Annotated in this window: 11 protein-coding genes; 8 read left to right on the plus strand and 3 right to left on the minus strand. The window is 62.9% G+C overall.

Annotated elements, in window-relative coordinates; translation table 11 throughout:
• The first annotated feature begins 83 nt into the window (after positions 1-83).
• The 4 genes from xylG to leuD all read left to right on the plus strand — a co-directional run bounded on the left by xylG (position 84) and on the right by leuD (position 4,963).
• Positions 84-1,640, plus strand: coding sequence for a D-xylose ABC transporter ATP-binding protein (gene xylG, locus JMN22_RS08830; RefSeq protein WP_198796758.1), 1,557 nt, complete (start codon positions 84-86; stop codon positions 1,638-1,640).
• Positions 1,641-2,777: a sugar ABC transporter permease gene (locus tag JMN22_RS08835; RefSeq protein ID WP_030140558.1), complete on the plus strand. Its 1,137-nt coding sequence runs from the start codon at positions 1,641-1,643 to the stop codon at positions 2,775-2,777.
• A 155-nt stretch (positions 2,778-2,932) separates the two neighbouring features.
• Positions 2,933-4,354, plus strand: a complete 1,422-nt coding sequence (leuC, locus tag JMN22_RS08840; RefSeq protein WP_198796757.1) for a 3-isopropylmalate dehydratase large subunit — start codon at positions 2,933-2,935, stop codon at positions 4,352-4,354.
• A 3-nt stretch (positions 4,355-4,357) separates the two neighbouring features.
• Positions 4,358-4,963, plus strand: a complete 606-nt coding sequence (gene leuD, locus JMN22_RS08845) for a 3-isopropylmalate dehydratase small subunit (protein WP_198796756.1) — start codon at positions 4,358-4,360, stop codon at positions 4,961-4,963.
• A gap of 195 nt (positions 4,964-5,158) precedes the next feature.
• On the opposite strand, the gene JMN22_RS08850 is transcribed toward leuD, so the two are convergent.
• Both JMN22_RS08850 and treA read right to left on the minus strand, forming a co-directional pair.
• Positions 5,159-6,076 carry a LysR substrate-binding domain-containing protein gene (locus JMN22_RS08850; RefSeq protein ID WP_030141551.1) on the minus strand — a complete coding sequence of 306 codons (918 nt, stop codon included), beginning with the start codon at positions 6,074-6,076 and terminating at the stop codon, positions 5,159-5,161.
• Between the two features lie 62 nt (positions 6,077-6,138).
• Entirely contained in the window at positions 6,139-7,743 is a 1,605-nt protein-coding gene (treA, locus tag JMN22_RS08855) for an alpha,alpha-trehalase TreA (RefSeq protein ID WP_198796755.1), read from the minus strand.
• 147 nt (positions 7,744-7,890) lie between these two features.
• Between treA and JMN22_RS08860 the strand changes: the two genes are divergently transcribed.
• Positions 7,891-9,192 carry an SDR family oxidoreductase gene (locus tag JMN22_RS08860; protein WP_198796754.1) on the plus strand — a complete coding sequence of 434 codons (1,302 nt, stop codon included), beginning with the start codon at positions 7,891-7,893 and terminating at the stop codon, positions 9,190-9,192.
• Between the two features lie 16 nt (positions 9,193-9,208).
• Here JMN22_RS08860 and JMN22_RS08865 read toward each other — a convergent pair whose 3' ends face one another.
• Complete coding sequence (locus tag JMN22_RS08865; protein WP_198796753.1) at positions 9,209-11,209, minus strand: sigma-54-dependent Fis family transcriptional regulator; 2,001 nt, start codon at positions 11,207-11,209, stop codon at positions 9,209-9,211.
• Positions 11,210-11,388: 179 nt separating this feature from the next.
• On the opposite strand from JMN22_RS08865, the gene JMN22_RS08870 reads away from it, so the two are divergent.
• The 3 genes from JMN22_RS08870 to JMN22_RS08880 are packed head-to-tail and all read left to right on the plus strand — an operon-like array spanning position 11,389 to position 14,185.
• The gene (locus JMN22_RS08870) at positions 11,389-12,411 is read left to right on the plus strand and encodes a Gfo/Idh/MocA family oxidoreductase (protein ID WP_198796752.1); all 1,023 of its coding nucleotides are present in this window, start codon (positions 11,389-11,391) and stop codon (positions 12,409-12,411) included.
• On the plus strand, positions 12,408-13,199 hold the full coding sequence (locus JMN22_RS08875) for a TIM barrel protein (protein WP_198796751.1): 792 nt from the start codon (positions 12,408-12,410) through the stop codon (positions 13,197-13,199). The genes JMN22_RS08870 and JMN22_RS08875 overlap by 4 nt, the downstream gene beginning before the upstream one ends.
• A 59-nt stretch (positions 13,200-13,258) precedes the next feature.
• Positions 13,259-14,185 carry a sugar ABC transporter substrate-binding protein gene (locus JMN22_RS08880; RefSeq protein ID WP_030141556.1) on the plus strand — a complete coding sequence of 309 codons (927 nt, stop codon included), beginning with the start codon at positions 13,259-13,261 and terminating at the stop codon, positions 14,183-14,185.
• The last annotated feature ends 92 nt before the right edge of the window (positions 14,186-14,277 follow it).

Genomic DNA, 14,277 nt, shown 5'->3' on the forward strand with positions numbered 1-14,277 from the left:
CTGGATGTACTGCCGCTATCGCGAGCAAGCTCGCTCCCACAGGTTCAGTGACGCCCGGAGCCCCTTTTTTACGAGCCCTCGCCATGTCCGAATACCTGCTGCAAATGAACGGCATCGTCAAGACCTTCGGCGGTGTCAAGGCCCTCAACGGCATCGACATCAAGGTCAGGCCGGGTGAGTGCGTCGGCCTGTGCGGCGAGAACGGTGCCGGCAAATCCACCTTGATGAAAGTCCTCTCGGCGGTCTATCCCTATGGCACCTGGGAGGGCGAAATCCTCTGGGACGGCCAGCCGCTGAAGGCGCAATCGATCAGCGAAACCGAAGCCGCCGGCATCGTGATCATCCACCAGGAACTGACCCTGGTCCCCGACCTGTCCGTGGCCGAGAACATCTTCATGGGCCACGAACTGACATTGCCCGGCGGCCGCATGAACTACCCGGCGATGATCCACCGCGCCGAAGCCCTGATGCGCGAACTCAAGGTGCCGGACATGAACGTCTCGCTGCCGGTCTCGCAGTACGGCGGCGGCTACCAGCAACTGGTGGAGATCGCCAAGGCCTTGAACAAGCAGGCGCGCCTGCTGATCCTCGACGAGCCCTCCTCGGCCCTGACCCGCTCGGAAATCGAAGTGCTGCTGGACATCATCCGCGACCTCAAGGCCAAGGGCGTGGCGTGTGTCTACATCTCCCACAAGCTCGATGAAGTGGCTGTCGTGTGCGACACCATTTCAGTGATCCGCGACGGCAAACACATCGCGACCACGGCCATGGCCGACATGGACATTCCGAAGATCATCACGCAAATGGTCGGGCGGGAAATGAGCAACCTCTACCCCACCGAACCCCATGAAATCGGCGAGGTAATCTTCGAGGCGCGCCACGTCACCTGCTACGACGTCGACAACCCCAGGCGCAAACGGGTCGATGACATTTCGTTCGTGCTCAAGCGCGGCGAAATCCTCGGCATCGCCGGGTTGGTCGGCGCCGGCCGCACTGAGCTCGTGTCAGCGCTGTTCGGCGCCTACCCCGGCCGCCATGAGGGCGAAGTCTGGCTGGACGGGCAGCTTATCGACACCAGCACGCCGCTCAAGTCGATCCGCGCCGGCCTGTGCATGGTCCCCGAAGATCGCAAGCGCCAAGGCATCATCCCGGACCTCGGCGTGGGCCAGAACATCACCCTGGCGGTGCTGGAAAATTTCTCGAGGATGACCCGCATCGACGCAGAAGCCGAGCTGGGTAGCATCGACCGGGAAATCTCGCGCATGCACCTCAAGACCGCGAGCCCGTTCCTGCCCATCACCAGCCTTTCCGGTGGCAACCAGCAGAAAGCCGTGTTGGCGAAGATGCTCCTGACCAAGCCCCGGGTACTGATTCTCGACGAGCCCACCCGAGGTGTGGACGTCGGTGCCAAGTACGAGATCTACAAGCTGATGGGCGCGCTGGCCGCCGAAGGCGTGTCGATCATCATGGTCTCCTCGGAGCTGGCCGAAGTGCTTGGGGTGTCCGACCGCGTGCTGGTGATCGGCGAGGGGCAACTGCGCGGCGATTTCATCAATCAGGAACTGACCCAGGAACAGGTGCTTGCCGCCGCGCTCAGCCATCCCGAAAGCAATAACAACAATGATCGGAAGTCCGCGTAGATGAATCAGGTCAAACAAGTCTTCACCCGCTACAAAATGCTCGCCCTGGTGATCGCCGTGGCGGTTATCTGGCTGTTCTTCAGTTGGCAGACCGAGGGCGGCTTCCTGACCCCGCGCAACCTCTCCAACCTGCTACGGCAGATGTCCATCACCGGCATTCTTGCCTGCGGCATGGTGCTGGTGATCATCAGCGGCGAGATCGATTTGTCGGTGGGTTCATTGCTCGGTTTGCTGGGGGGGCTGGCGGCGATACTGGATGTGGTCTATCACATTCCGCTGCTGGCAAACCTGAGCCTGGTCGTCCTGTGTGGACTGATGATCGGCCTGGCCAACGGCTATATGACCGCCTACCTGCGCATCCCCTCCTTCATCGTCGGCCTGGGCGGCATGCTGGCGTTTCGCGGGATCCTGCTGGGCATCACTGGCGGCACGACCATCGCCCCGGTGTCGCCGGAGCTGGTGTATGTGGGCCAGGGTTATCTACCTCACGCGGTCGGCACCGGCCTGGGCGTGTTGCTGTTCGCGCTGACGCTGTTCCTGACCTGGAAACAGCGCCGCAATCGCGCCCTCCACGGCCTGGCAGCTCATTCGCTGGTGCGTGACGTGGTGCGGGTGGTGTTGATCGGCGCGGTGTTGGCCGGGTTCGTCTACACGCTCAACAGCTATGACGGGATTCCGGTTCCGGTGCTGCTCCTGCTGGTCCTGCTGGGGGTGTTCAGCTACGTGACCAGCCAGACCGTGTTCGGCCGGCGCGTCTACTCCGTGGGCAGCAACATGGAGGCCACGCGCCTGTCCGGGATCAACGTGCAGGCGGTGAAACTGTGGATCTTCGGCATCATGGGCGTGATGTGCGCCCTCGCCGGCATGGTCAACACCGCGCGCCTGGCAGCCGGTTCGCCCTCGGCCGGCAATATGGGCGAACTGGACGCCATCGCCGCCTGCTTCATCGGCGGCACGTCCATGCGCGGTGGCTCGGGCACGGTCTATGGCGCGCTGCTGGGGGCGCTGGTCATCACCAGCCTGGACAACGGCATGTCGATGCTCGATGTCGACAGCTACTGGCAGATGATCGTCAAGGGCAGCATCCTGGTCCTGGCGGTGTGGGTGGACGTCAGCACCCGCACCGCCCGACGCTGATCCACGCCGGTTCGGGCGGCCATGGAAGGGCCGCCCCGCTCGCCCGTCATGATTGATCACAATCCGTGTGCAACGCCTTCACTCCCGTGCGCTTGATGCGACGGCGGCAGTCAATATGCTGTGTGCAGACCCGCCAGGAATGAAGAAGAGCCTGCATGAACAGCCCCCGAACGCTTTATCAGAAGCACATCGACAGCCATACCGTATGCTCGCTGGATGACCAGGGCCACGTGCTGCTGTACATCGACCGCCAGGTCGCCAACGAATACACCAGCCCTCAAGCCTTCAGCGGCCTGCGTGAAACCGGCCGCAGCGTGTGGCGGCCGAGCGCGACGCTGGCGGTGGTCGATCACGTCAACCCGACGTCGCCCCAGCGCATCGCAGCCATGCCGGATGCCGGCGGCGCCCGGCAGGTGTCGTACTTTGCGGAGAACTGTCGCGACTTCGGCATCGAGCTGTTCGATGTGCTGGACAAACGCCAGGGCATCGAGCATGTCGTCGCCCCTGAGCAGGGTTTCATCCTGCCGGGCATGGTGGTGGCCGCGGGCGACAGCCACACCACCACCTACGGTGCGCTGGGGGCTTTTGGCTTCGGCATCGGCACGTCTGAAATCGAGCATTTACTGGCGACGCAGACGCTGGTCTACAAGCGCCTGAAAACCTTGCGCGTCACGGTCAACGGCACGCTCGGGGCAGGCGTCACCGCCAAGGACATCATCATGGCGCTGATTGAAAGAATCGGTGCCTCGGGCGCCACCGGTTATGCGATCGAGTTCACCGGCCCGGCGATCACCGCCCTGAGTGTCGAAGCCCGCATGACCATTTGCAACATGGCCGTTGAAGCCGGCGCGAGGGGCGCGTTCATGGCGCCGGATGACAAGGTGTTTGACTATCTGCAAAGCAAACCCCGCGCCCCCCGTGGCGAGCTGTGGGAACGGGCCGTGACCAAATGGCGAGCGCTGCACAGCGATGCAGGTGCAGTCTTCGACCGGGAAGTGACGCTCGATGTTGATGCGCTGGAGCCCATGGTCACCTGGGGCACCAGCCCTGATCAGGCTGCAGCGATTGGCAGTCGTGTACCTGACCCTTCGACAGAACCCGACCTGATCCTGCGCCAAGGCCTGCAGCGCGCGCTCGATTATATGGGCCTTGAGCCAGGCATGCCGCTCGCCGACGTGGTGATCAACCATGCCTTCATCGGCTCGTGCACCAATGCGCGGATCGAAGATTTGCGCGATGCGGCATGGGTCGTACAGGGCAAGCACGTTGCCGCCCATGTGCGGGCGATGATCGTGCCCGGCTCGACCTTGGTCCGTGAGCAGGCCGAAGAGGAAGGCCTGGCGGCGATATTCCGCGACGCCGGTTTCGAATGGCGCCAATCCGGCTGTTCGATGTGCCTGGCGATGAACGATGACGTTCTCGCGCCTGGAGATCGCTGTGCCTCCAGTACCAATCGCAACTTCGAAGGACGCCAGGGCGCAGGCGCGCGCACCCACTTGATGAGCCCGGCCATGGTGGCCGCCGCCGCGATTGCCGGTCACTTGACCGACGTTCGTCCACTGTTGCCGGAGGCCTGAAGCATGCAACCTTTCACCATCGTACGCGGCACCGCCGCGCCGCTGCTGGCCGCCAACATCGACACCGACGTGATCATGCCCAAGCAGTTCCTCAAGGGCATCGACCGCAACGGGCTGGACCGTGGCGTGTTCTTTGACTTGATGTGGCTGGAGCCTGGCGTTCCCAACCCTGAATTCGTCCTCAACAAACCTGGCTGGCGCGGTGCAACGTTCCTGGTGGTGGGTGAGAATTTCGGCTGCGGCTCAAGCCGGGAACACGCGGTGTGGGGCCTGAAGCAAATCGGCATTCGGGCGCTCATCGGCAGCAGCTTTGCGGGGATCTTCTACGACAATTGCCAGCGCAACGGGGTGTTGCTGATTCAACTGCCTGAAGCGCAGCTCAGGAAAATCACACAAACGGTCAGCCGCGCCGAAACCGCCAGCATCAGCGTCGATCTGCCAGCGCAACAGATCAGGTTGTCCGGTGGCGAGGTGATTGCCTTCGAGATCGATGAACTGCGCAAGCAATCCTTGCTGCTCGGGCTGGATGCCATTGGCACGACGCTTCAACGAGCGGAGCAGATACGCCGCTTCGAAAGCAGGCACCTGGCGGAGAATCCCTGGCTGTAGCGCAAGGAAGACTGTGGGAGCGAGCCTGCTCGCGAAGAGGCCGGCATATCCAACATTGAAGTTGGCTGACAGACCGCTTTCGCGAGCAAGCTCGCTCCCACAGGGGTTGCGGTGCCCCTGCAACGCGTGGTCTGCCATAAATTCAATGTGGGAGCGAGCTTGCTCGCGATGGCGGTTTCGCTGTCGCCTCTACCCCTACCCAGCCGACAGATCCCGAAAATACGTCTCAAGAAACTCGACACACACCCGCAGCTTCGCCGACTGGCTGAGCCGGGTCGGATACACCGCCCAGACATTGGCACTTTGCGAATACGCCGGCAGCACCTGAACCAATCGCCCCTGTTCAAGCAGGGGCCCGGCGTCCCACATCGAGCGCAGCATGATGCCGCCGCCGCTCAACGCCCATTCCAGGACAATCTCACCATTGTTGGAAGACAACGGGCCACCGACGCGCACCGTCTCCTCCCGCCCGTTCTTGCTCAACGTCCAGATACCGAAGGCGTTGTCGCGCTCCTTGAGCACCAGGCAATCATGGCCCTTGAGGTCTTCCAGCGACTGCGGCGTGCCGCGTCGTTGCAAATATTCGGGAGCCGCGCAGAGCACGCGCCGATTGCTCACCAGCTTGCGGCCCAGGTGCTGGCCCGGCAGGTCATCGCCCACGCGGATTTCCAGGTCGAAGCCCTCGCCAACGATATCAACGACGCGGTCAAACACATCCAGGCGGATGTCGAGGCCAGGGTACGTCTGTGACAGCTTGCCGATGGCCGGCGCGACATGATTGCGGCCGAAACCGAAACTGCTGCAGATGTTCAGCGAGCCGGTGGGTTGATGACGTGCGTTGGCGATTTCGCCGACGAACTCTTCGAAATCCCCCAGCAGCCTTTCGGCCCAGATCCACACACGCTCGCCGTCGCCGGTCAAGGCAATGCGCCGGGTCGTGCGATGCAGTAACCGCGTGGACAACGTCGACTCCAGGACAGCAATGCGCTTGCTGACATAGGCCGGGGAATACCCCAGCGCCTCTGCGGCGTTGGCAAAGCCGTTTTTCCGAATGACGGTCACAAAGACCTTCAAGTCTTCCGGCGAGGGGAACTGGTGACGATTCGTGTTCATTGATCCAATCTCGGCGCTATTCTTCACGGATTTCGCGAAGAATAGCACCGAACCGGCACGGCTCAACCGCCGTATTTACCGAGCAGTTTCAGCGTTACCCCGTTCGTCCAGCCGAAGCCGTCCTGCAATTCATATTCACCGCCGCCTCCGCCGCTGCCTTGTCCGGACACGTCGTATTTCTCCACCAGCTTGTCTTCCTTGCGATAGAGCGCCTGGACCTGTTGCAGGAAGCGGCGGCCAATTTCCCGGGCCAGATCCGTTTGGCCGTAGCGCTCCAATCCCTCGACGGCGACCCATTGCAGAGGCGCCCAGCCATTGGGTTCGTCCCACTGCTGGCCGTTATTGACCTGGGTGGTGGCGATGCCGCCCGGACGCAGCAAGCCCTTGCGCACGGCGTCGGCGGTACGGTTGGCCCGTTCGCTGGAAGCCAGGCCGGTATAGAGCGGGAATAGCGTCGCTGCGGTGAGCGCCGGGCGCTGGCGGTTCTGCTGCCAATCGTAGTCCACGTAGTAACCGCCGTCGGCGTTCCACAGGTGCGTCTCGATAGCGCGTTGACGCTGCTCGGCGCGCTGCCCATAGGCGTTGACGCACGCGACGTTCTCTACGGTTTCACAGGCCTTGGCGATGGTGCGCTCCAGGTGATACATCAGGCTGTTCAGGTCCACCGGCGCGATGGACGTCGTGCGGATGGTCGCCAGGTCCTTGCCATTCCCCAACCAACGGGAACTGAAATCCCAGCCGCTTTCGGCACCGGCACGCAAGTCGCGCCAGACTTCGTCTCTGGGTCGGTCGGCTGCCTGTTCAGCGGTCTTGACGTCCTGCAACCACGACTCCTGGCGAGGCGTCGGGCTGGCGTCCCAATAACGGTTGAGCACGCTGCCGTCGGCAAGCTTGACGACATGGCGCCCAGCCTCGCCCGGCTTGAGGGTCTGCGCCCCTTCCATCCAGTAGGCGTATTCCTTTTGCAGTTGCCCAAGGTAGCGCCCGTAGGCCTGCTCGCCTTCGATGTGCGCCTGCAACTCCACCATGTAGGCGAAGAATGGCGGCTGCGATCGACTCAGGTAATAGCTGCGATTGCCGTTGGGAATGTGCCCGTAGGTGTCGATCATATAGGCGAAATTGTCCGTCATCTGGCGGACCTGCGCCCTGTCACCGCTTTGCTCCAGCCCCAGCATGGTGAAATACGAGTCCCAGTAATACATCTCGCGAAAACGTCCGCCGGGCACCACGTACGGCTGCGGCAAGGGCAGCAGGCTGCTGTACTGCGGGACTTGCGTGTAGGTTCGGCTGAGCACCGGCCAGAGGTTATCGATGTGCTCGTCGATCGGCGCGCCGGGCTTCGGCGTCGGACTTTCCGCCTGGCCGGATTCGATGAAGTTGTCCTTTACGAAGGCGTCGAGATCGAAGTCAGCGCTGCCCCGGCGGGCCAGGTAATCCGCGCGGATCTGCGAGGGGTCGCGCTTGGGCAGCGCGTCGACGAAATGCTTCTGGTCGGTAAAAAGCTGTTGCCCTTGTACCGCTTCAAACAGCTCGGGGTATGCCTGGTCGGGCGGCACCGGGGTGCGACTTCGCGCGTCCTCGTAACTCCAGGTCGCAGGCGGTTGGCTTGAACACGCGACGCAGAGCAGCGCGGTGAAGGACAGGCTGGCGAGATAAACAGAACGCATCTCAGGCTCCTTGATGGGGTGACTTCCTGAAAAAGTGACTGACGGGAACGAACCTCGGTTCACTCGGATTTCCTTTCCTCACTTCGATGGAACCCCGGTTTCACCCCCGCTCTCTATCGCAGAACCAACAGAGCGGAGGTATTGATCATGATTTCCCCGGCAACCGGCATGAGGACGGGCGAGCGCTACGCCGTCGAAAGCGTCGAGCGTGCGCCGCATTTCCCCGGCTTCTTCCTCGATGGAAAGTATTACCTGGGCCCTGAACTGAACACGGCGGTGGGTTGGCTGGAAGGCCAGACATTTATCTACGACCAACTCGATCCCGAGGGCGAACCGGTGTACCCCAACAGGGTCGCCGGCACCATCGAGGACCTGACGCTGGTCATGGCTGACGGTGTGCGCCTGCAGCTGACGCCGTTGCAGCCCGAAATCGACCGGCCTGCGGTCGGCGCAGGCCCCTCCGGACAATCCAAGTCGTCTCCCTTGGCCGAAAAACTCGTGGTCATCACCGGCGCCTCCAGCGGCATCGGCCGCGCCACCGCGCAAGCGTTCGCCCGGCAGCGGGCGCGCCTGGTCCTGGCGGCGCGCGACCGTGCGGCGCTCGATGAGGTCGTCGCGGAATGTCAGGCAGAGGGAGCCCGCGCGCTTGCGGTGTGCACCGATGTCACCAGCAGCGAGCAGATGCAGGCGCTGGCCGCCGAAGCCGCGACGTTCGGTGACGGTCGCATCGACATCTGGATCAACAATGCCGGCGTGGGCGCGGTGGGCGATTTCGAGCAAACGCCGCTGGAAGCCCATGAGCAGGTCTTGCAAACCGATTTGCTCGGTTACCTGCGTGGCGCCTACGTGGCCTGGCCGTATTTCAAGAAGCAAAAACGCGGCATCCTGATCAACACGCTGTCGTTGGGCAGTTGGGTCGCCCAGCCTTATGCCGCTGCGTATTCGGCGAGCAAGTACGGACTGCGCGGTTTGTCCGAAGCCTTGCGCGGTGAGCTGGGGGAATACCGGGACATTCACGTTTGTGACATCTATCCCGCCGTCATGGATACGCCGGGCTTTCGCGATGGCGCCAATTTCACCGGCCATGCGCTCAAGCCACCACCACCGGTGTACGACCCGCATCGCGTCGCCGAGGCAATGGTCAGTTGTGCCCTCAACCCCAAGCCCACCACCACCGTCGGCAGTGCGGCGGTACTGGCGAGAGCCGCACACTTTCTGCTGCCGGGTTTCCCGCAACTCTCGGGCTGGCTGACGCGCTGGGGACTGAACCGCAGCCCGGCATCGGACACGTCCTCGGGCAACCTGTTCGCCCCACCCAGCGGCCAGCGACGTGTCGAAGGCGGTTGGCGCAAGCCGGCGCGGCGACCCACGCCCTTGCTGGTGGCGGGTGCCGCGTTGTTGCTGGGCGGTTGCCTGGTGGCGTTGGGTCGCGAACGAGGTCGAGGCTGAATCAGCCTATTTCGGATCAGTCCAATCCCGAACGGAACGCTTCGACCTTGAGCCCGAATCGGCTCATCTTGTTGTACAAACCGCCACGGGACACGTTCAACTGTCGGGCGGCCAGGCGGATATTGCCTCGCGTGTCCCTGAGGGCGGCGATGATCGCGTTCATTTCATGGGTGCCAAGATCCACGGCCGCTCGTGGCGCGGGAGCGGAATGCCGCGCCAACGGCTGGCCTCCCTGCCTGATGTCCAGTGCAAGATCGGTCGCCTGGATCAGCTCGGTGGCGGCCAGGTTGGTCGCGCGCTCGATGACGTTTTCCAGTTCGCGGACATTGCCCGGCCAGTGGTACGCGCCCAAGCGTTCCAGCGCCTCGGCTGACAGGTCACGCATGGGTTTCCTCAGCGACCGGGCGCAACGCGCGAGAAAATGCCGTGCCAGCATCGGCACATCTTCAAGGCGCATCCGCAGGGGCGGCACCGTCAGGCCCAGCACGTTGAGTCGGTAGTAAAGGTCCTCGCGAAAGGCGCCTTCGGCCACGGCCTGGCTCAGGTTGCGGTGGGTCGCGGCAATGATGCGGACGTTGACCCGCAACGATTTCTTCGCCCCCACGCGGGTGATTTCGCCTTCCTGCAGGACGCGTAGCAAGCTGACTTGCGCATCGAAGGACATGTCACCGATCTCGTCGAGGAAAATCGTCCCGCCGTCCGCCAGTTCGAACTTGCCCGCCGAGCCGCCGCGCGCCGATCCGGTGAACGCGCCTTCGACGTGGCCGAACAGTTCGCTCTGCACCAGGTCGCGGGGAATGGCGCCGCAATTCACTGCGACGAAAGGCCCGCCGCGACGCTCGCTGGCATTGTGGATGGCTTGGGCGAACAGCTCCTTGCCAGTGCCGCTCTCACCGAGAATCAGCGTGGTCGAGTCGCTGCGGCTGGCGATTCGGCCCAGGTGCAACGCGTCCTGGATAGCGCGTGAATGGCCCTGGATGGTTTCGAAGGTGTAGCTGGCCTGGGTGCCGATGATGCGGCGGGTGATTTCGCGGATGCGCCGGTTCTCGCGCAACGAAACAACGCGACCGCCCTGCTCCAGCGGACAGACCGACACCAGGCAGGCGAGGTGGCTTCGATCGTGCAGCTCGAACGTGCAGTCCAGGTCCCGCACCCCTTCCCCGGTGCTGCGCAGGATTTCACCGCTCAGTTCGGTCTGCCCCAGGCTCTGGAACGGCTTGCCCAGCCAGGCAGGGTCGACACGAAACAACTGCCGGGCGTAATGGTTGAGGGCCTTGATGTCGCCGTTTTCGTCCAACACCACCAAGCCTTCGTTGAGCACTTCCAGGACCGTTTGCTGTTCTTCCAGCAACGCATGCAGCGTCATTTGCCGGGCGACGGCTTCGGCCGCGGCCTGGACGGTGCCCAAGGTGTGGAAGTGAAACCAGCCGGGTTCGGCGGTCAAGGTCAACATCGCCAGGGTCCGACCGTGGGCGTCGCGGATCGGCGCGGCGGCGCAATGCATATGCCGCTGGCGCAGGCCGACGCCGAAGTTCTCGCCAGCCAGCACATACACCAGACGGTCTTCAACCAGCGCCAGTCCGGTGCAGTTGGTGCCTTGTACCGTCTCCAGCAACCGACTGCCGATGGGCGTGAGGTCCAAGCCGCAGAAGTACAAGGTGGTGCCTTCGGCATCCGTCAGGTTGATATGCCCGTTGGGGTTGTAGGCAAGCAAGCCGCGCATGACCTGCGCCGCCGCGGCAATCAACAGTCGATTCGCCGCCAACGTCTCGGCCAACTCAGCGGGCGCGACGAAACGGTACTCGCCGTCCTCCGGATCGAGGCCGGCATCGACGCTGCGCCGCCAGGAGTTCCAGATCACCTGCCTGACACCCGCGGGACGCTCGGTGACGCCCTTCAAGCAGGCGCGCCAGGCCTTATCCAGCGCCGGGCTTGATCCGCCATTCAACGACGCGGGGCCAAGGGCGGTCAGGTAGTCACGGTCTTCAACGTTCAAGGCCATCGGCTGTGTGTTCATGGCGGGCTCTATGTTCATATTTTCGACATGTCAGTATAGACATGTCATTCAAATGAACACCCCTGCGCATCAATTACCAATAAAACTCATAGGTTTCAGCCAGTTAGAAACTGGCACAGCGCTTGCTCCCTACCTTGTACCGACAACGAGTCGCGAACAACAATAAAAGGGAGTCATTCATGAGTACATCAAACACCCTCCGCCTCGGCCTTATCGGTGCGGGTCGCATGGGCAGCTTTCACGGCCTGACCGCCGCTCGATACATCCCCGGCGCATGCCTTGCCGTCATTGCCGACCCTACGCCGGGCCAGGCCGCACGCCTGGCGACGGAACTGGGCGTGCAGAAGGTCTACACCGATCCGAAGCAGTTGCTGGACGACCCTGACATCGACGCCGTGCTGATCGCCGCCCCCGCCCGCAGCCACGCCGAACTGGTAATCAGCGCGGCGCAGGCCGGCAAAAGCGTGTTCTGCGAAAAACCCATGGCCATTACCCTGGAGGAAGCCGATCGCGCCATTGCCGCCGCTGCCGATGCGAGGGTGACGCTGCAAGTGGGTTTCAACCGGCGCTTCGCCAAGAGCTTCCGCACGGCCCACCTGGACGTGGTCGCTGGCCGGATCGGCACGCCACAATTGCTACGCTCGCTGACCCGCGATCCGGCGCTGAACAATCCCGCTGCCTCGCCGCAATGGGTGATTTTCCTGGAAACGTTGATCCACGATTTCGACACCTTGCGTTATCTCAATCCGGGTGCTGAAGCGGTCGAGGTGTTTGTCATGGCCGACGCGTTGATTGCGCCGGATTTCAAACACAAAGGGTTCCTCGACACGGCAGTGGTCACGATTCGATTCGACAACGGCGCCATCGCCACGGCCGAGGCGAACTTCCAGGCGGTGTACGGCTACGACGTCCGTGGCGAAGTGTTCGGCAGCGCCGGCATGCTGACCATGGGCAGCGTCAACGACTCCGATTTACTGCGTTACCTGGCCAATGGCGTCCAGGCCGATACCCAGCGCATGGACACCGACTTGCTGCGTGACGCCTACGTGGCCGAGCTCAACCACTTCGTCGATTGCGTGCGCAGCGGTGAAAAGCCCCTCGCCAGCGGTGAAGACGCCCGGGCCGCGCTGGCGATCGCCCGCGCCTGCATCGAGTCGTTCCAACAAGGCAAGGCGGTGCGTGTGCAAGGAGCACTTTCATGAGTTTCATACCGTTCAAGCTCGCGGTCAGCGCCGAGATGGTGTTCCTCGACCTGCCCTTTGTCGAACGCGTCAAACGCATCCATGCGCTGGGTTTCAGCGTCGAGATCTGGAACTGGACGACCAAGGACATCCAGGCCCTCGCTGCCACTGGCGCTGACTTCACGTCGATGACCGGCTACATCGCAGGCAACCTGACCGACCCCGAGGACATCCGGCAATTGCTCGAAAGCGCCCGGGAATCCTTGGCCGTCGCGGCACAATTGGGGTGCCCGAGCCTGAACCTGCACGGCACCGGCCTGGGTGACCAGGGTCTGCCGGTCAAGCCCGTCGCCCAGGCCACCGGCCGCATGTGGCTGAGCGCCTGCAAGACCCTGGAAAAAATCGCCCGCCTGGGGGAAGACGCCGGTCGGGTGTTCCTGCTGGAAAACCTCAACACTGAAGTTGACCACCCCGGCACGCCTTTCGCCCGCGCCGACGACACGTTGGCGCTGATCGAGGCCGTGGGCAGCCCGCACTTAAAGATGAACCTGGACCTTTATCACGCGCAGATTGGCGAAGGAAACCTGATCGAGCTGATCCAGCGCGCCGGCGCCGCCATCGGCGAGATCCAGGTCGCCGATGTGCCTGGCCGCATGGAACCGGGCACCGGTGAAATTCATTACCCCGCCGTTGCCAAGGCTTTGTTCGGCATGGGATACAGCGGTGTGGTCGGCCTCGAAGGCTGGGCCAGTGGGGACAGCGAAGTCGCGCTTGAGCGCTTCAGGCAGGCCTTTACGCTGGATGGGTGAGGTCCGTGCAGGAAAATTCTTGATGACGTTCACTTCATAACAACAAAAGGAAAACCATCATGCGTCGTTGCACACTGCTGTTCGCCACGCTGCTCCTGATCTTCAGCCAATGGGCCGCCGCCGACTATCGCATCGGCGTCAGCATCGCCAGGGTCGACGATAACTTCATGACCTACGTGCGTAACGGCCTCGACGAGGCCGCCAAGAAGGACGGCGTCCAGATCCAGTTCGAGGACGCCCAGGGCGATGTGGTTCGCCAGCTCAACCAGGTCCAGGGCTTCATCAACCAGAAAGTGGACGCGGTCATCGTCCTGCCGGTGGACACCTCCGCCACCGCCAATATCACCCGCGCCGCGGTCGAGGCGAAGACGCCGCTGGTCTACGTCAACCGTCACCCCGACGAACGTACGCTGCCCAAAGGCGTGGTCACGGTGGCGTCCAATGACATCGAGGCCGGCCAACTGCAGATGCGTTACCTCGCCGAAAAACTGGGGGGCAAGGGCAACCTCGCGATCATCATGGGCGACCTCGCGCAAAACGCCACCCATGACCGCACCGAAGGGGTCAAGCAGGTGCTCAAGGACTTTCCCGACATCAAGGTGGTCGAGCAACAGAGTGCCGAGTGGCAGCGCAACAAAGGCATGGACCTGACCAGCAACTGGCTGCTCGCCGGCAGCCGTTTCGATGCCATCGTCGCCAACAATGACGAGATGGCCATCGGTGCGGCCATGGCGTTGCAACAGTCCGGCAAGGCCAAGGGTGAGGTTGCGATTGTCGGCATCGACGGTTTGCCGGACGGCCTCGCGGCGATCAAGCGCGGAATGCTGGTCGCCTCGGTGTTCCAGGACCCCAAGGCCCAGGCGACCAGCGCAGTGCAGGCCGCCCTCAAGATGATCAAGGGCGAGCCGGTGGAATCCGAGGTGTGGGTGCCCTTCCAGTTGATCAAGCCTGAACAACTGGCGGTGTTCGAGCAGCGTTACAAGTAGCAACCTCGATACGGTGATGTTGTTCAGATGGCAAGACGATGGGTGGCGAGGGAGCTTGCTCCCGCTGGGCTGCGCAGCAGCCCTAAAAATCC

The sequence above is a fragment of the Pseudomonas sp. HB05 genome (assembly GCF_016756915.1).
GTDB classification, from domain to species: domain Bacteria; phylum Pseudomonadota; class Gammaproteobacteria; order Pseudomonadales; family Pseudomonadaceae; genus Aquipseudomonas; species Aquipseudomonas alvandae.